The organism is Psychrobacter sp. BI730 (assembly GCF_013414195.1).
In the GTDB taxonomy this organism is placed as follows: Bacteria; Pseudomonadota; Gammaproteobacteria; order Pseudomonadales; family Moraxellaceae; genus Psychrobacter.
Genome location: NZ_JAATTV010000007.1, coordinates 30,585 through 47,495 on the forward strand (window position 1 = coordinate 30,585; position 16,911 = coordinate 47,495).

A 16,911-nucleotide genomic window follows, 5' to 3' on the forward strand; every position below is an offset into this window, starting at 1 on the left:
TACAATTGCTGTGACTAATCCCAGTCTTAAATTAATAGGTGATTGTTTAATGGCGGAAATGGCGCATGCCAGTAAATACCATCGCAATACCATGCTCATTAGCAGCAGCAATGGTCTCGTCATCACGCATAGAGCCACCTGGCTGAATGATAGCAGAGATACCTACTTCAGCAGCATTGTCGATGCCATCACGGAAAGGGAAGAACGCATCTGATGCCATAACAGCACCTTCAGTTGCTAGTCCAGCATGTTCTGCTTTGATAGCAGCAATACGTGCTGAGTTAACGCGGCTCATTTGGCCTGCGCCAACACCGATAGTACGTTGGCCTTTTGCGTAGACAATGGCATTAGATTTGACGTATTTTGCCACGTTCCAGCTGAACAGTAGATCTGCCACTTGCGCTTCAGTTGGTTGTACATCAGTGACGATTTTTAGGTCGTTAGCCGTGATTAAGCCTAGATCTTGCTCTTGTACCAGTAGGCCACCGTTGACACGCTTATAGTCAAGTTGGATATTGCGCTGATCTGGTGCTGGTAGCTCGCCGCATACCAAGACACGTACGTTTTTCTTAGTGGCTGTCGCTTCAAGTACACCGTCTTCGATACTAGGTGCAATGATTACTTCTACGAACTGATTGTCGATAATGGCTTTTGCAGCAGCAAGCGTCAACGGACGGTTGAATGCGATGATACCGCCGAAAGACGATTCAGGATCGGTGCTAAAAGCAGTACGATAAGCCGCTACTTGGTCATTATCAACCGCGACACCGCAAGGGTTGGCATGCTTAACGATAACGCAAGCAGGCGCGCTGAAAGCTTTAACGCACTCAAGCGCAGCATCGGTATCAGCGATGTTGTTATAAGATAGCGCTTTGCCTTGTAACTGCTTAGCCGTTGCGATTGAAGCTTGTTTGCTTTTCAAAGGCTGGTTTTCAGTATAGAAAGCCGCGTTTTGATGCGGGTTTTCGCCATAGCGTAGGTCTTGTGCTTTTTCAAGCTGTACATTGAATGTACGCGGGAAGTTTTCTGGTTCTTGAGTTTCGTTGACACGGCTACCTAAGAAGTTTGCAATCATACCGTCGTACTGTGCCGTATGCTCAAACGCCTTTACTGCCAAATCATAACGCAAAGCAGTTGTCAGTTCGGTGCCACCATCTAAGGCGCTAAGTACACGGTCATAATCAGCTGGATCAGTTACGATACCTACATGAGCGTGGTTTTTCGCCGCTGAACGTACCATGGTAGGGCCACCAATATCGATGTTTTCGATAGCGTCGTTCATAGTTACGTCAGCACGTGCAATCGTTTCAGCAAACGGATATAAGTTCACGACGACTAAGTCGATACGTTCGATCGAATGATCGCTCATAACTGCATCATCTGTACCGCGGCGTCCTAGAATGCCACCGTGAATCTTAGGATGTAGCGTTTTAACACGGCCATCCATCATTTCAGGAAAGCCTGTGTAATCTGATACTTCAGTCACGGCGACATTGTTTTCTGTGAGCAGACGATAAGTACCGCCAGTAGATAATAAACCAAAACCTGCTTTGAGAAGGCCTTGAGCAAACTCGACGATATTAGACTTATCGGAGACCGATAGTAGGGCAAGTGGGGTTGTACTCATAAGAAATTTTCCATAAAAAAAGCCTGACGTAAACGTCTGGCAAGGTGATGATGACAACGGTATGCCGTATCATGATAGATAAAGCGACGAACGTTTGATTGCCATACATAATGATAGTCAATGATGATGGGTAAGCTCATATAACAATGCTACATTAAATCATAGGTCTTCATTTTTTTGCGCAAAGTGCCTCGATTTAGTCCTAATATCTGAGCACATTTGGTTTGGTTGCCTCTGGTTTTTTCTAGGACGACAGATAAGAGAGGCTCTTCGACTTGCTTCAAAATCAGCTCATATAAATCAGTGGGCATCTCATCTCCTAACATCGCAAAGTACTGACGTACCACACGCTCTACATGAACTCGTAGAGGTTGCTGCGCACTACTTGTATAGTGTTGACTAGCAAAATCAAAGCCCTGCGTAGGTGGTTGGTATTCGTCTTTATTATAATCGGCAGGGTGCTCAGAGCTTTTAGCAAAATGATTGGCATTATGCTGTGCATGAGGTGCCATAAAATAATATCCTTGAGATGAAGAAAAATTCTGATTGTAAGGGGTCAGAACCATAGTATATCAAATTAATATCGCCTAGCGCTGATAGATTCATCGTTATCTTAGCTATCACGGTTTAATTGAAAATGAATTTACAGCGTGTTTTCTACTCAGACTTATTTATATATAACACTCTAATTTAATAAAGAGCGGTCATAGTAATGTCGCGAATTTGCGCATTAGCGACAGGGATAGTAAATAATAGCTGTCTATCTGTATTGGCAGCTAACTGACTTTGCTTTCCTAATAAATAATCGTTTGGATCTGCAATGGACTCTCCAATAAGCCCGTCTTTACCATAAACACTTATTTTTACATTTGGGTATAGTTGTGATTGCGGGCTGCCATTACTTAGAGTAGCGCCTATATCGCTAAATGTACCAGCAGTTTTAATCTGACTGCTTCTATGAAAGGTATTGTTGATGGTAAGCGCTGATAAGTCTGCACTGGGCAAGCTGCAGGCAGCGACAGAGCATATCGATTGGAGACGCTGAGCATAAGCTGGGTTTTTGACTAAATTTTCTAAGTTAAAAATAACATACTGTGCCGCGAGTAGCAGTGCTAGGACCAAACAACCTAGTACCCATAACAATGATGCAATTGAACGTGTCGTTTGGGTTGGTGCAAACGGTAACTGGGTTTTTCTTAAACGATCGTCGGCAGCAGGGTCTTCATCTTTAACGGGTACTCCCATATCAGATAGAAGCTGTGATAAGTCTGTGTCATCTGGCGGTGTTTCTTCGTCTTGATTTTGTTCTTCTAATAGTTTTTGTAGCCATGAATTGTTATCACTACTCTCAACATTGGCATGAATATCATTGGCCGCTGCCGAGCTGAGCATGTTCTGTGTTGATGCTGATGCTGTACTAGTAGACGGTTTCTTTGTTGATGGATTAGAGGTTTTGATAGTTTCTTTAGAAGAGGGCGCTTTTGGTTTTTCTGTGGTTGCTGCGCTAGGACTGGTATTACTGGCTTGGGTTAACCATGCATCCATATTATCTAAAGAGTCATACTCTTGAACGTCTTCTTCTGGCTCGTCTATATCCATATCGTCATAAATTAAGTCGTCATGAATCAAAGTATCAGATGATTTTTTCTTACTGATTGAAGATGTAGGGCGATTTGGCACATTTTGAGGTTTATGCTGATTACTATTAGTAGACGTTTTTTGCTCGTTCGAAATTGGTTGAGTTTGAGCTTTTTGTTGAGCAGGAATATTTTTTTGTGGTGTTGGTTTTTGAATGACCTCAGAATTTACCACAAGATGTTTATTGACCAAAAAACTTTGCTGGCACCGATCACAGCTGATGGTAGCATTGACTTGATTTAGTTGAGTTTGTTTAACACTATAGCAAGCTTGGCAATGGGGGCATTGGGTTTTTATTGGCGTGGTCATAGAGGCGAATCCAAAAAAGTATGGTTATCAATACCGCTTAGCCACTCACCAATAGCTGCCCACAATACTCATTGTACTTTTTCAATTTCGATGAATTATGGGCAAAGACAGAGTGGCGTCAAATACATAATATTTGACTGCCCTCTATCGTAACAGATGTAATTAAATGTTGCTAGCTGGTAAATGTACCTGATAAACGCTGCCAGTGTTGGTCTTCTTGCGCAGTAAAAGCATGCTTCGGATCCAGTGCAAAATATGGCTGATAAGCTTCAGTGACTTGCTCGGTTTGCGACTCAATCAAACCTGCCAAAACGATACGGCCCTTTGGCGCAACCAGTGTTGCAAAGTAAGGTGCTAAACCAATAAGCGGCTTTGCTAAAATATTGGCAACAATCACTTCTACAGGCAACACATCATGTTGCGAGCAGTACTCTGTAAATTCTTCTGGTAGAAATGCCTGTAAACGTTCGCCTACATTGTTGCGTACTGCATTCTGATTGGTAGCAAGTACCGCCTGCGGGTCAATATCGACTGCATATACCTGACGTGCACCCAATAGCAAAGCAGCAATCCCTAGAATACCTGAGCCACAACCATAATCGATAACCACTTTGTCTGTTAGGTCTTGCTCTGTTAGCCAGTCTAGGCACAGGCGAGTCGTAGCATGATAGCCAGTACCAAATGCCAAGCCTGGGTCCATAATGATATTGGTGGCTTCAGGGTTAGGCGGTGTTAGCCAGTCAGGCACAATCCATAGGTCATTAGCACATTCGATAGGATGATAGTTGCTCATCCATTCGCGCTCCCAGTCTTTATCATCAACAGCCGTTAGCCAGATACGAGTAGCCTGTACTTGTGCAGCAATTTCATGACTTAATTGCTCAACCGCTTGACGACTACCTGCATCAGTAGTCGCATCAAACAATCCTGTTAGTATCACCTCATCCCAAAGCGGCGATTCACCTGGAAGTGGCTCAAACAAAGGTTGATCGCCAGCATCGTCTAAAGCTATTGATAATGCGCCTGCTTCTAACAAAAGCGCTTCAGCCAAGTCGACGTTTGATTTTTCGCATTGTAAATGCAGTTGTTGCCATGCCATAAAGATAACCTTAAGCGGAAATAAAAATAAGTGTAGGTGTTAGGGGGCTGCCCTAGATAAGTCTACATACAATGAAATGAATAATGTATATAGATGTTTTAACTAATAAATCTAAGAGGTACAAATACTCGGTTATTAGCGCAATGCTTGTTTTGCTTCATTGACCACGCGTGAGTTACCCTGAGCTTGTCCTGATTGCAATATAACTTGCCATAGTGCTCGTCTACGATTGCTATCTTGAGAGACACTAAGACCACGACGTGCCATCGCTTCTGCCTTACGAGGTTGGTTTTTTTTTAATGCTACTTGTGCCAAATAGAAGTATACCGCCGATGATTTGGGCGCTAAACGCTGCGCACGGGTAAAGCTGCTCTCGGCATTGGTTAGATTGCCCGCTTTCAATTGACTGATGCCTACTTGCATCAAATTGCGAAACGCAGGCAGATTACTATTGTTGCTGGCAGATTGTTGAGTACGTTGCTGCGAGTTTCTTCTAGCGTGCTCTAGTAGCTCATTATGCGACGGTACCGATGGCTCAGAGATTATATAGTCGTTACGAGAAGGCGCAATGATAACAGGGTCAGGCTGAATCACGTCTGGTGCAGGAGGTGTAAATACAGGTGTCTCTTGCGTTAACGGATTTGGGGTTTCGGACTGTTCAACTGCATCGTAAGGCTCGGTTGGATAGTTGCTTTGATCATTTGCTTCCGTGATAGGCGCCCGAGCAGTTGTCGTTGATGGCACAGTCGGTTGTGACGTTGGTAATGTTTGAACAGGCGTGGTTTGCACTGTAGTCGACGTGCTAGGTGCTGTTTGACAGGCACTTAGGCTTAGCATGCCAACGATCGCACTGCCTGCAAGTAAGGTATTGCTTGACGTAATTTTATTGCGCCATAGCACTATGGTTTGTTTTACTGAAGTAGTTGTCCGTAAAGATGACACCATCATGTTAAAACCTTTTTTAAATATTAAGAGCTAAATATCAAAAACACTATTAGAACCATTCAACAGCTAGAACCATTCAACAGCTAGAACCATTCAACAGCTAGAACCATTCAACAGCTAGAACCATTCAACAGCGCGGTCATACCAAGTATCAGCACGGTTGTCATCACCTTCACTTTGCTCGCTGCTACCTTCTGCACCCTCAGATTCAACAGCTTCACCATTTGGAATTTCTAAACCTTCGCGGCGACGTTGTTGATTGATATCACCTTGCTGATTTTGGAACTGTATCTGTTCACGAGCGCGATCTTGCTGATACAGGCTTAGCGCACAACTGCTGGCTTCTTCTGGTAGGTGAGCTGACATTACTGGTAGGTAGCGAGCGTTCGCACAGCGCTCATTAGACAGTTTGCCTGAATTGTTCTCTAGCCATAACCACTCGATACCTTCTGGCTCTGGTAGAGCAACCGGAGTCAGTTTTAGGCGTTTCATATAATCTACCCAAACTGGTAAGGCGCCAGTACCACCACTCAAGCCAATCGGTTTATTATCATCACGACCAACCCAAACGACACTCACATAGTTGCCACTATAGCCTGCAAACCAAGCATCACGGTAGTCATTTGTTGTGCCCGTTTTTCCGGCTAGGTTTAAATTACTGCCGAGCGATTGCGCACGTCTAGCCGTACCATTTGAGACGACTTGCTGTAATGCATAGTTGGTCAAAAAGTTGGTTTCAGGTGGAATGCTACGCTGAGTGTTAAGCCCAGTACGCTGTAAAATACGGCCGCGATCATCAATGACCGTACGGATACTATGAATAGGCGTACGGAAGCCACCAGTGGCAAAGACTTGATAAATGCCAAGCATATCCATTGGACTCAAATTAACTGAGCCTAGTAATGCTGATGGGTAAGGTGGAATTTTTTCTTTGATGCCCATGCGCTGTAATTGCTTAGCAAAGGTATTAACGCCGAACTCCATACCTAAGCGTACTGCCGCTTGGTTATATGATTGAGACAATGCCGTGGTAAATGGTACATAGCCATGATCACGATTGTCATAGTTTTTAGGGTTCCAGTCAGTACCGTCGTTTAGATTGACCGTAATAGGGGAATCATCTACTGAACTGGCTAAGTTATAACGACCGCTCTCAAGCGCAGTCATATAAATGATAGGCTTCAGCAGTGAGCCAACTTGGCGTTTGGCGTCGACCGCGCGGTTAAACCCTGTAAATTCACTACCACTACCTACGACAGATACTAGCTCGCCAGTCTCAGGATTGGCACTCACTAACGCGCCTTGTAAATCCTTAGTTTTGCTACTATTACGGCGCAGTTCACCAAGTTTTCTATCAACGGCTTTATCTGCGGCCAATTGAGCGATAGGGTCTAGAGTACTGATAATAATCAGACCTTCGTTTTTGAGGTCGTCAGAATAGTAAACGGTATTTAGTTCACGTTTGACAATATCTAAGAAATCAGGGAACTGGCTTTTGCCTTCAGCAGGCTTATCCACGATGCCAAGCGGTTGCTTTAAGGCTTTGTCGTAGTCTTCTTGGCTCAATGTGCCCATGGTCAGCATGTTGTTAAGCACCACATCACGGCGTGCTTTTGAGTCGTTTGGGTTACGACGTGGGTTATAGATACTTGGGCCTTTTGCCATACCAACCAGCATCGCTTGCTGATCTAAGCGCAGCTCATTAAGTGGTTTGTCAAAATAAAACTGTGATGCCAAACCAAAACCATTAATAGAGCGATTGCCATTTTGACCTAAATAAATCTCGTTCAAATAGGTCTGTAAAATTTCATCTTTGCTGTAATGCATCTCAAGTAGCACGGCCATCAATGCTTCATTGGCTTTGCGTTTGATGGTACGATCTGAATTGAGGTAAAAGTTTTTAATCAGCTGCTGGGTAATGGTCGAGCCACCTTGTCTGGCCCCACCAGTAAAGTTATTAATTACGGCACGGGCGATACCACGTACCGATACCCCTTTATGCTCATAAAACGCGCGATCTTCGGTGGCGATAAGGGCATCAATTAACGGCTGAGGCACTTCGTCCAAAGACACAACCATCCGATCTTCATTACTGTCGGGATAGATACCACCGATATTAACAGGCTCTAGACGAATGATACCGCTTTTGGCAGGTAGGGTACTCTGGATAGATTCTACTTTATTGCCAGAAATCGTCATCTTAATGACTTGCTCGGCATCTTTGTCATTGGCGCTATACGTAAAGCCGCGCGTGTGAATAAAGTAAGTATTGCCAGTCCGATGATAAGTACCTGTGCGGTCATAAGCCTTGTTGCTTTGATAATTAAGCAACTCTAGCCATGTCTTCATTGTATCTCTATCGACATTGGCGCCTTGATACAGCTCAAGCGGCTGCGAATACACTTTGGCTGGAATGTCCCAGCGCTTGCCCTCAAACTTATGAGTAATGGTGCGATCAAGTTTGATCAAATATAGCGCCAACAGCACCATGCCTGCGATGATGGTAATTAATAGCAGACTACTAAAGACCAAGCCGCGCTGCTGCGAGGGTAGCGTGCGCATAGCAGACTTAGATGACGCTGATAACTTGGTATTTGGTAACTTGTAATTAGGTTTTTGCACGGATGTCGCACCATTTTTGGATAAAAAACTGCCTCATAATGACGCAAATTGATAAATTTTTCAATCTATCATCGTCAACGCGGGCATTTATTGGTCGTAGGCCATGAGCGATGGTACTGCTCATAGCAATGGCTTATAGTATAATCCCTATTAAAATACCGATACTTGTAAGAAAGCATCAGTCACTTTCAATCTGGTAGATAAACGCCATATAAGATAACAATTTACGATTGCCCTCACGATGTATTTTGTATGAATTCGCTGTTGCTAATTGTTTGCTATTAGCCGTTTGTTATTAATACTATGCTACTAGCGGTAGTGATATTTATGTGATTAAAAACGGCTCTATTGCATGACGTACAGTACAGTTAATACGAGCAAGTTTGCTTTAAATGAATGCATTTTAAGCAAGCCTGTCAAAGGAAGTAAGCGCGACTATGTCTAGTATCCCATCATCAGTATCATCTGCTACTAATCATTCTTATGAAGACACTTCTATCATCGAAGGCTTAGTGCTCCCGCTGGCTGATCACTGTTTCCACTGCGGCGACCCCGTACCTCAGCCACCCTTTTATGCTGAGATATTAGGTCAGTCACGAGAGATGTGTTGTATGGGCTGTCAGTTAGCTGCCCAAAGCATTGTAGAGGCTGGTCTTGAGCAATACTATCTTGACCGTTCAGAGATTAACCGTACGGCAAGTTTGCCAACTCAGCTGACGCGCCTCGAAGTCTATGATCATGACGAGATAAAATCGCAGTTCGTTTATGCGCAAGATGGCATGTCAGTAGCAGAGCTGTCTGTTAATAACTTACGCTGTGCTGCCTGTACTTGGCTGATTGAATCACGTCTCGATGAGCTAGAGGGTATTGGTAAATGTCAGGTAAATTTGACCAACCAGCGTATGCGGGTCATTTGGGATGAAAACAAATTACCTATCAGTCGTATTTTAGCGGTCATCAACGAAATCGGCTACGAAGCCAAGCCTTATCGCCAAGATACCCACGAAGCCATGTTGGCGCGTCATAACAGTCAGATGTTATTGCGTCTGGGTATCGCAGCGTTAGGTTCAATGCAGGCGATGATGTATGCCGTTGCGCTTTATTTTGGCGAGTATAGCGACATGTTGATATTCCAGCGTGACTTTTTGCGTTGGGTATCTTTATTTGTGAGCACGCCTGTATTTTTCTATGCTGGTATTCCGTTTTTCACTTCAGCATGGTCAGCGATTCGTGCGCGCCAAGTCAATATGGATGTGCCCGTCAGTCTTGCGTTGATTATTACTTTCTTTGCCAGTCTCTACGCCACTATCACTGGGCAAGGGGAGACATACTATGACTCGGTCAGCATGTTTATTTTCTTTTTGTTGGCAGGGCGTTATATCGAGCATAACGCACGTCTAAAAGCTGCGACTATGGCTAATGATTTGGTCGTAGTTGAGCCGGTATTAGTACAAAAAGTCGCTGAAGACAAATCAGCAGCTGAGCATATTTTACAGCAGCTGAAAGAAAATACGTCTCAACAAGATGAAGCTATCGAAGATAATGCTCAAAAGGGTTCGAGTGTAGCGGCTGAAGTTATGCCTCATTTTATGCAGCGTATGGATGCCAATGTTCATCAGATCACATCGCGTATCGCTCAAGATTGGCAGCAGTCACGCAACCAACAGAGTGCGCTATCACAACCCGAAGGCGATATAGAGTCGAAGCAAATGGTCACCGCTCACAGTCTGCAAGTGGGTGATATTATTTTGGTTGAGGCGGGCTCTGAGATTATCAGTGATGGTATTTTGCTAAGTTCTACTGCAACGGTGTCACAAAGTCTACTGACGGGCGAAGGTGATTTAATCATCAAATCCCAAGGTGATTATATTGTCGGCGGTGCACAAAACGATAGCCAGCCGTTTGAAATGCTAGTCACTGCATTGCCAAAAGATAGTCAGATAGGTTTAATTGATCGATTGATGAATCGTGCCATGAGCGAAAAACCCAAATTGGCGCAGCAAGCAGATAAGCTAGCACGTTGGTTTGTGGCGCGCATTTTGGTGTTATCCGTCTTAGTATTTGTCGGCTGGTATATTGTTGACCCAAGCCAAGCGATTTGGGCAACCGTGGCAGTCTTAGTGGCTACTTGTCCTTGTGCATTGTCATTGGCGACGCCGATTGCCTTGACCGTCTCAACCAATCGTCTGGCGAGTTATGGTTTTTTGACGACGCGTGGACATACACTACAAACGCTAGCTGAAATCACGCATGTCGCTTTTGATAAGACAGGCACGCTGACTTATGGCAAACCAAATTTATTAAATATCGAGTTAATAAGACCAAAAAGCCAGACCGAAATTGACGATTTATCATTAACAGCGCAAAAAGATACGCTGCTGGCCATTGCAGCTGCACTAGAAGTAGGGAGTCGTCATCCAATTGCCCACGCGTTACTGACGGCGGCCTATCAGTTACACCTGCCATCGACGCAAGCCGTACAGCATTATCCAGCAGGCGGTGTAGAAGCAATGATTGATGGCACTGTATATCGAATCGGTCATAAAGACTTTGCGTTAGATAAAACAGATAATAGCGTCAATGATATAGATGCTAGTAATGATTTAACCATCGATCTAGTAGCGCAACGAGCCAGCTCAGCAGTGCTGTTATCTTGTCAGAACACTGATGATAACGGATGGCAGGCGCTGGCATGCTTTTATTTCAATGACAAGGTACGTGATAGTGCGCAGTCGATGCTCAATACGCTCAAAGGACTAGGTATCGAGTCTGTTATGTTGACAGGTGATCCAAGCCCGCAAGCGCTAGTCATGGCTGAGAACTTGGGAATGCAAGCAGCATACAATGGACTATCACCAACTGATAAGGTCAATCATATCCAGCAGTTGCAAGCTAATGGTGCTGTGGTATTGATGGTAGGTGATGGTATCAACGATGCACCAGTGCTAGCCGCAGCAGATGTGTCGACCTCGATTGCAGGTGCGGCAGACTTAGCACAAGTATCTAGTGATAGTATTATCTTAAATGGACAGATCGAGGCCATCACTGCGGCTAAACGCATCTCTGATAAGACGGAACGTATTATCAAGCAAAATTTCCGTTGGGCGCTCGCTTACAACAGTATCGTCCTGATACCAGCGGCTTTAGGCTATGTGCCACCATGGCTCGCTGCAATTGGTATGTCGCTCAGCTCATTGTTTGTTGTATTAAATGCATTGCGTCTAAAACGTGCTTAGTCTCTTTAAAAAGCATTTAATGTAAACAGGTCTGTAAAGTTTGCCCATAAAAAAACCGCCTTGCATCAAATGGAAGGCGGTTTTTTCTATACAGAGATACTGTTAGGTTACTCTTACAATTAGTCTTGTAGATAGCTTAGCAGACGCATAAATTCGATATACATCCAGACGAGGGTTGCAAGAATACCAATACTGAACAACCATTCGTAATCTTCAGACACACCCATCGCAACACCGCGATCAATATTATCGAAATCTAATAGCAAGGTGAAAGAAGCGATAACGATGACAAATAAGCTAAAGCCAATAGCGATAGCGCCACCTTCAAATAGGAACGGCAATGATGAACCAAACGCTAGAGAAAGTACCCACTGTGCTACATAAACAAGCATAATGGCAATAACCGCTGAGGTCACGATAGAGCGGAACTTTTCAGTAACCTTAACTAGACCTGAACGATATAGACCAAGCATAACTGCAGCTGTGACGAAAGTTGCACACATTGCAGTGACTGGTACTGTTGGATACATTCTCATGAAAAATAATGAGATGCCGCCCAAAAAGATACCTTCTAACAAGGCGTAAGGCACTGCCAAAGTCTTGGCTTTTTGCGGCTTAAAGGTAATAAAAAGAGCCAGAACAAACGCAGCAATCATGCTACCAAAGGCTGCCATCGTAATAAAACCTTGCGATAAACCTGCCATAAGCGCATAAAAGAAAAAGCCCACACCAGTAATGGCTGATAAACCAAGTAACAAGCTGGTCTTTTGAATTACGCCCTTGACCGTCATTGGATTACCGCCGATCGCAAGTTCTGCGCGACTGACAATAGGATTGGCCATACATAAGTCCTTAATAATAAAATATAAAAATAGTAATGTTAGTTACTTTAGCAAAACCGCCATTATTGTCAACTGTGTTTACGTGACAACTGCTGCGGTGCAACCTCAGGCTGCTCATTGGCTAGCGCATCGGGCTACTGTATCGCTCAATACGCTAATTGAAAAACTGAACAGACAGACTCGGCTAAGTAAAACATTCGATAGCTTTGATATGGGGTCAGTTACGACAGTTAACAACGATAATTCATAAACATGCTAGTCTAAGCGCGCATTTATCGCTATCATTACCTTGTACCTCACCGTTATACCGAGTCGTTTTATGGAAAACTCAGCGCAGTCAGCAAGATTGCCACACTTACATGAATCAGAGCTATTCCACGCTATTAAAAACCCCGCCTTTAGGCGTATTGGTCTAATGGGCCGTGCTGGTAAACGTAGTGTCACTCAAAGCTTGGTACAGATTGCCCAAACCGTCAATGATATGAATTTGACGTTAATAATGGATGTACAAACGGCCAATTTACCAACGCTTGACCTCACAGATATAGAAAGAGTCAAAATCGTCAAACGTGGTTTGATTGGTGAGATTTGTGATTTGGTTATTGTTGTTGGCGGTGATGGGTCGATATTGCATGCTGCCGAAGCATTGGCACGCTACCGTGTCCCAGTATTAGGGGTTAACCGTGGTCGTCTCGGGTTTTTGGCAGATGTCAAACCTGATGAAGCTGCGTTTAAGTTACGCCAAGTATTGATGGGAGACTATCAACTGGATCATCGGTTTTTATTGACGATGGAGATACGAGAAGGGCGCAAAATTATTCATGAAGATATGGCGCTGAATGACATCGTACTGCACGCTGGTAAATCGGTACATATGATTGATTTTCAGATGAAAATTGATGGACATGACGTTTATAGACAGCATAGTGATGGCTTGATAGCGGCAACGCCAACTGGTTCTACCGCTTACGCCTTATCAGGCGGCGGTCCAATCATTCATCCGAGTATGGACGCTATTTGTCTGGTGCCGATGCATCCCCATACATTATCTAGCAGACCGATTGTGGTCAGCGGTAACAGTGAGGTCTGTATTCGTATCCACGAAGACAATCGTACTCAGCCGATGGTAAGTGCGGATGGTAAGCCAAGCGTGCCACTTGAGCAAGAGCAGCGCTTACATATTCGTAAGCATCCGGATAAGCTTACCTTGTTGCACCCGCCTGGGTTTGATTTTTATGAGGCCTGCCGTACAAAGCTGCACTGGAACGTACATGCCGAAGAATTCAGTCTTGATGTCGATGATGATATTATAGACGATGAATAAGCGTATCTATTAGAGCATGTTTTCAAATCGTCCAATAGCCATCAAAAAAATATGATGAAAAAATAGTAGTGGAGAGTAGGCAAGATGGATAAACAAACAATACTAGCCAGTCTAACACCGGAAGTGGTTGATAAATTTCGTATGGCAATTGAGCTAGGTAAATGGCCTGACGGTCGTAAGATTACCGCTGAGCAGCGCGAGACTTGTATGCAAGCAGTGATGGTATGGGAGCATGAGCATCTGCCGCCAGCTGAGCGTACAGGTTATATTCATAAACCCGTAAAAGACGATGGCTCTGTCGTTGGTGCTGAATGTGATGTCGAGCATGAGAATCACTACCCTAATATGCCAAATCCTAAAGGTGCGGTACAGCCTGTTAAGTTTCGTGATAAATAGGTTTATAAGAAGTCTATAATGGTTGTTATAAAGACAATTATCATAAAAAAGCCACGCTATATAGCGTGGCTTTTTTTATTTTATCAATTATTAAATTATCAGAAATAGCTTAATCATCATAAATGATTAAATAGCAGTCGTATCAACACTAGGACGAACCGTTAGCGGGTTCTTTTGCATCAAAAATCCTTGCCAGCCCCAATGTAAAAAATTACGGATATTGGCATGATCGGTACCGTTAGGCGTTGCTTGAACCTTGGCATAATGCTCGCCAAATAGTTTAAGCGTGTCTAATTGGTTCAGGCCATGGTGCTTAGCAAAACCAAAAATCTTTGCGCTACCTTCGTTCTCACCGGCTGCATTATGTACCATTCCATTTACGAAAGGAGCAGGCGCATAGCGATAAAAATCATCGATAAAGCTGATGACATCATTGAATCCAATGGCTTTTTTGTTCAAACCATTAAGTAATGCCGATACATCTGATTGGCGGATACTCATAAATAAATGACCTCAGAGCAGATTAAAAAAACAATATAATATTTATGTGTGCTCAATGATGATAGTAGCCGTTGAGCGTTCAGCATTATAATTTAGCTAGCTTAGCGATTAAAGTAGTCTTCATCATCAAACGAAGGCGAAAAGTTGCCTTGTTCAAGATGCTGCATTTGCGACTGTACAGAACGCTCATGCTGAATACGTTGATAAATCTCTTCGCGGTGTACTGCAATATCTTTAGGTGCGTTTACACCGATACGTACTTGATTGCCTTTGACGCCTAGAACCGTCACACTTACTTCGTCGCCAATCATTAGCGTTTCGCCCACGCGGCGTGTCAAAATTAACATGCGTCACACTCCTTATGTCGCATCAACAAATTATTACTCATCAGATTACTTCTCAATTGCAGAACATCACCGCAGCACCAAACATGCAATATAACCATTATCACGATGCTCGATATCGTGCCAATAGCGGTAATGATAGGTAGATTCATTTAGCCCAAATGAAAGCCCCATTATAGGCGGCATAACAGATACTGTCACGGTTTTTCACAAAACTATTAGGTAAATGCTCATTTCAACTATGCTAAAAAATAAAAATAGGACCTAAAAAGATCCTATTTTATTTAAGTACTGTTTTTATTTAGATATTATTAATTCAAAAGCTATTAATCTATATGCTGTTTATCTACATACTATATAAAGTTATTAATAGCGGTTAATAGATAACCATCAATGCTAATGCTATATTTTAACAGTTTTTATGTCTTATAGCCCAGCGATTTTACTTTCGCCGTCTTCACGATCTAGGCCAAATGCCGTGTGCAATGACTTAACGGCTTTTTCTAGGTGTTGATCTTGAATCAAAACAGACACTTTGATTTCGCTGGTTGAAATCATTTGGATGTTGATGTTGTTTTCAGCCAGTGTTTGGAACATAAGGCTAGCGACACCTGCGTGTGAACGCATGCCAACACCAACTAGTGACACTTTAACAACTTCACTGTTACCCAATATTTCTTTGGCACCAATTTCATCTTTCACTTCTTCGTTAAGCACTTTTAGCGTCTTATCTAAATCAGTGCGGTTAACTGTGAAAGTAAAGTCAGTGGTACCGTTATCCGAAAGGTTTTGTACAATCATATCGATTTCGATATTGGCACGACCAATTGGGCTTAAGATAGCAGAGGCGATGCCAGGATGGTCAGGCACGCCGCGTACTAAGATTTTTGCTTCGTCTCTGTTGAACGCGATACCTGAGATGATTGCCTGTTCCATATTGTCTCCTTCGTCTATCGTAATTAGGGTACCAACGTTGTCTTGAAATTCTTGGTCAAAGCTACCGTCTGTGTTTTCATCAAAGCTAGAGAGTACACGCAGCGGCACGCCATATTTACCAGCGAATTCTACTGAGCGAATTTGTAGAATCTTAGAGCCAAGACTTGCCATTTCAAGCATTTCTTCGAACGTAATTTTTTCAAGTTTTTTGGCTTTTGAGGTCACACGAGGGTCAGTGGTATAGACACCATCGACATCGGTATAAATTTGACATTCGTCAGCGCCCAAGGCAGCAGCAATCGCCACACCTGTGGTATCAGAACCGCCGCGCCCTAATGTGGTCGCGTTGCCTTCTTCATCGATACCTTGGAAACCTGCCACAATAACGATATTGCCAGCATCTAATTGCTCGCGTATGTTTTTGTCATCGATGCTTTCGATACGGGCTTTGTTATGGGCGTTGTCGGTTTTAATCGCGACTTGGCGACCAGTCATTGAACGGGCACCAATACCAAGCTCTTTAATCGCCATAGCGAGTAGTGAGATAGAAACCTGCTCACCTGTTGAGACCATTTGATCGTATTCGCGAGGATCAGGCTGTGTGCTAATTTGGCGAGCTAGATCAATCAAACGGTTGGTTTCGCCGCTCATGGCTGAGACTACGACGACCACTTGGTGACCATTGTCATGCCAGCGTTTGACTCGTTTGGCGACGTTTTTGATGCGGTCGATACTACCCATCGAGGTGCCGCCGTATTTCTGTACTATTAACGCCATAAAAATCTACCTATTTATTCAATAATGACTTTTTATTGTCATTGATGAGAGTCAATGTGATGCTCGTCAATGCTTGTATAGATAAAGCCAGATGATAAGAGTTATGCCTTTAGGTTTTTCATTCTTCTAATGGTATCTATCAACCTTATAGAATGAACAATATGCCCAAACGTTGACCTTTATACCATATCTACCGCATAACTTTAAGCCTCAGGAGCGCTTAGATGTATGGCGATTGGTTATAGTAGTTATAACCAATCACGTATTCTATGTGTAATAGAGTAAAGCTATGCGATAAATATAAAGTACATTGTG

The 16,911-nt window shown here is 43.5% G+C and carries 12 protein-coding genes and 1 pseudogene; 3 read left to right on the plus strand and 10 right to left on the minus strand.

Annotation, left to right across the window (positions count from 1 at the left end; translation table 11 throughout):
- Positions 1-46: 46 nt before the first annotated feature.
- The 6 genes from purH to mrcB all read right to left on the minus strand — a co-directional run bounded on the left by purH (position 47) and on the right by mrcB (position 8,180).
- Positions 47-1,627 carry a bifunctional phosphoribosylaminoimidazolecarboxamide formyltransferase/IMP cyclohydrolase gene (gene purH / locus HCZ91_RS06590; RefSeq protein ID WP_179798755.1) on the minus strand — a complete coding sequence of 527 codons (1,581 nt, stop codon included), beginning with the start codon at positions 1,625-1,627 and terminating at the stop codon, positions 47-49.
- A gap of 149 nt (positions 1,628-1,776) precedes the next feature.
- Positions 1,777-2,139: a DNA-binding transcriptional regulator Fis gene (fis, locus tag HCZ91_RS06595; RefSeq protein WP_179798756.1), complete on the minus strand. Its 363-nt coding sequence runs from the start codon at positions 2,137-2,139 to the stop codon at positions 1,777-1,779.
- A 178-nt stretch (positions 2,140-2,317) separates the two neighbouring features.
- Entirely contained in the window at positions 2,318-3,574 is a 1,257-nt protein-coding gene (locus HCZ91_RS06600; RefSeq protein ID WP_179798757.1) for a DUF3426 domain-containing protein, read from the minus strand.
- 172 nt (positions 3,575-3,746) lie between these two features.
- On the minus strand, positions 3,747-4,673 hold the full coding sequence (gene prmA, locus HCZ91_RS06605) for a 50S ribosomal protein L11 methyltransferase (RefSeq protein WP_102094262.1): 927 nt from the start codon (positions 4,671-4,673) through the stop codon (positions 3,747-3,749).
- 135 nt (positions 4,674-4,808) lie between these two features.
- On the minus strand, positions 4,809-5,621 hold the full coding sequence (locus HCZ91_RS06610; RefSeq protein WP_227526650.1) for a tetratricopeptide repeat protein: 813 nt from the start codon (positions 5,619-5,621) through the stop codon (positions 4,809-4,811).
- A gap of 114 nt (positions 5,622-5,735) precedes the next feature.
- Positions 5,736-8,180 (minus strand): penicillin-binding protein 1B, encoded by a 2,445-nt coding sequence (mrcB, locus tag HCZ91_RS06615; protein ID WP_179798890.1) that lies wholly within the window; start codon positions 8,178-8,180, stop codon positions 5,736-5,738.
- 497 nt (positions 8,181-8,677) lie between these two features.
- Here mrcB and HCZ91_RS06620 point away from each other — a divergent pair, with 497 nt between their 5' ends.
- Complete coding sequence (locus HCZ91_RS06620) at positions 8,678-11,476, plus strand: heavy metal translocating P-type ATPase (protein WP_179798758.1); 2,799 nt, start codon at positions 8,678-8,680, stop codon at positions 11,474-11,476.
- Between the two features lie 119 nt (positions 11,477-11,595).
- Here the strand turns inward: HCZ91_RS06620 and HCZ91_RS06625 are convergent, their stop codons facing one another.
- Positions 11,596-12,318 (minus strand): Bax inhibitor-1/YccA family protein, encoded by a 723-nt coding sequence (locus HCZ91_RS06625; protein WP_057759239.1) that lies wholly within the window; start codon positions 12,316-12,318, stop codon positions 11,596-11,598.
- 319 nt (positions 12,319-12,637) lie between these two features.
- Here HCZ91_RS06625 and HCZ91_RS06630 point away from each other — a divergent pair, with 319 nt between their 5' ends.
- Together HCZ91_RS06630 and HCZ91_RS06635 are read left to right on the plus strand one after the other, a co-directional pair.
- Complete coding sequence (locus HCZ91_RS06630; protein WP_179798759.1) at positions 12,638-13,642, plus strand: NAD(+) kinase; 1,005 nt, start codon at positions 12,638-12,640, stop codon at positions 13,640-13,642.
- An 84-nt stretch (positions 13,643-13,726) separates the two neighbouring features.
- Positions 13,727-14,038, plus strand: a complete 312-nt coding sequence (locus tag HCZ91_RS06635) for a DUF1315 family protein (protein ID WP_179798760.1) — start codon at positions 13,727-13,729, stop codon at positions 14,036-14,038.
- A gap of 126 nt (positions 14,039-14,164) precedes the next feature.
- Here HCZ91_RS06635 and HCZ91_RS06640 read toward each other — a convergent pair whose 3' ends face one another.
- The 3 genes and pseudogenes from HCZ91_RS06640 to HCZ91_RS06650 all read right to left on the minus strand — a co-directional run bounded on the left by HCZ91_RS06640 (position 14,165) and on the right by HCZ91_RS06650 (position 16,596).
- Positions 14,165-14,539 carry a HopJ type III effector protein gene (locus tag HCZ91_RS06640; RefSeq protein WP_057759243.1) on the minus strand — a complete coding sequence of 125 codons (375 nt, stop codon included), beginning with the start codon at positions 14,537-14,539 and terminating at the stop codon, positions 14,165-14,167.
- A gap of 179 nt (positions 14,540-14,718) precedes the next feature.
- Positions 14,719-14,886, minus strand: a pseudogene (gene csrA / locus HCZ91_RS06645) (carbon storage regulator CsrA); the annotation flags it as partial.
- A gap of 423 nt (positions 14,887-15,309) precedes the next feature.
- Positions 15,310-16,596, minus strand: coding sequence for an aspartate kinase (locus tag HCZ91_RS06650; RefSeq protein WP_057759246.1), 1,287 nt, complete (start codon positions 16,594-16,596; stop codon positions 15,310-15,312).
- Between the last annotated feature and the right edge of the window lie 315 nt (positions 16,597-16,911).

Excerpts from the sequence above, each read along its gene's own strand:
- purH (WP_179798755.1), bottom strand. The coding sequence starts at position 1,627 with ATGAGTACAACCCCACTTGCCCTACTATCGGTCTCCGATAAGTCTAAT.
- fis (WP_179798756.1), bottom strand. The coding sequence starts at position 2,139 with ATGGCACCTCATGCACAGCATAATGCCAATCATTTTGCTAAAAGCTCT.
- HCZ91_RS06600 (WP_179798757.1), bottom strand. The coding sequence starts at position 3,574 with ATGACCACGCCAATAAAAACCCAATGCCCCCATTGCCAAGCTTGCTAT.
- prmA (WP_102094262.1), bottom strand. The coding sequence starts at position 4,673 with ATGGCATGGCAACAACTGCATTTACAATGCGAAAAATCAAACGTCGAC.
- HCZ91_RS06610 (WP_227526650.1), bottom strand. The coding sequence starts at position 5,621 with ATGATGGTGTCATCTTTACGGACAACTACTTCAGTAAAACAAACCATA.
- mrcB (WP_179798890.1), bottom strand. The coding sequence starts at position 8,180 with ATGCGCACGCTACCCTCGCAGCAGCGCGGCTTGGTCTTTAGTAGTCTG.
- HCZ91_RS06620 (WP_179798758.1), top strand. The coding sequence starts at position 8,678 with ATGTCTAGTATCCCATCATCAGTATCATCTGCTACTAATCATTCTTAT.
- HCZ91_RS06625 (WP_057759239.1), bottom strand. The coding sequence starts at position 12,318 with ATGGCCAATCCTATTGTCAGTCGCGCAGAACTTGCGATCGGCGGTAAT.
- HCZ91_RS06630 (WP_179798759.1), top strand. The coding sequence starts at position 12,638 with ATGGAAAACTCAGCGCAGTCAGCAAGATTGCCACACTTACATGAATCA.
- HCZ91_RS06635 (WP_179798760.1), top strand. The coding sequence starts at position 13,727 with ATGGATAAACAAACAATACTAGCCAGTCTAACACCGGAAGTGGTTGAT.
- HCZ91_RS06640 (WP_057759243.1), bottom strand. The coding sequence starts at position 14,539 with ATGAGTATCCGCCAATCAGATGTATCGGCATTACTTAATGGTTTGAAC.
- HCZ91_RS06650 (WP_057759246.1), bottom strand. The coding sequence starts at position 16,596 with ATGGCGTTAATAGTACAGAAATACGGCGGCACCTCGATGGGTAGTATC.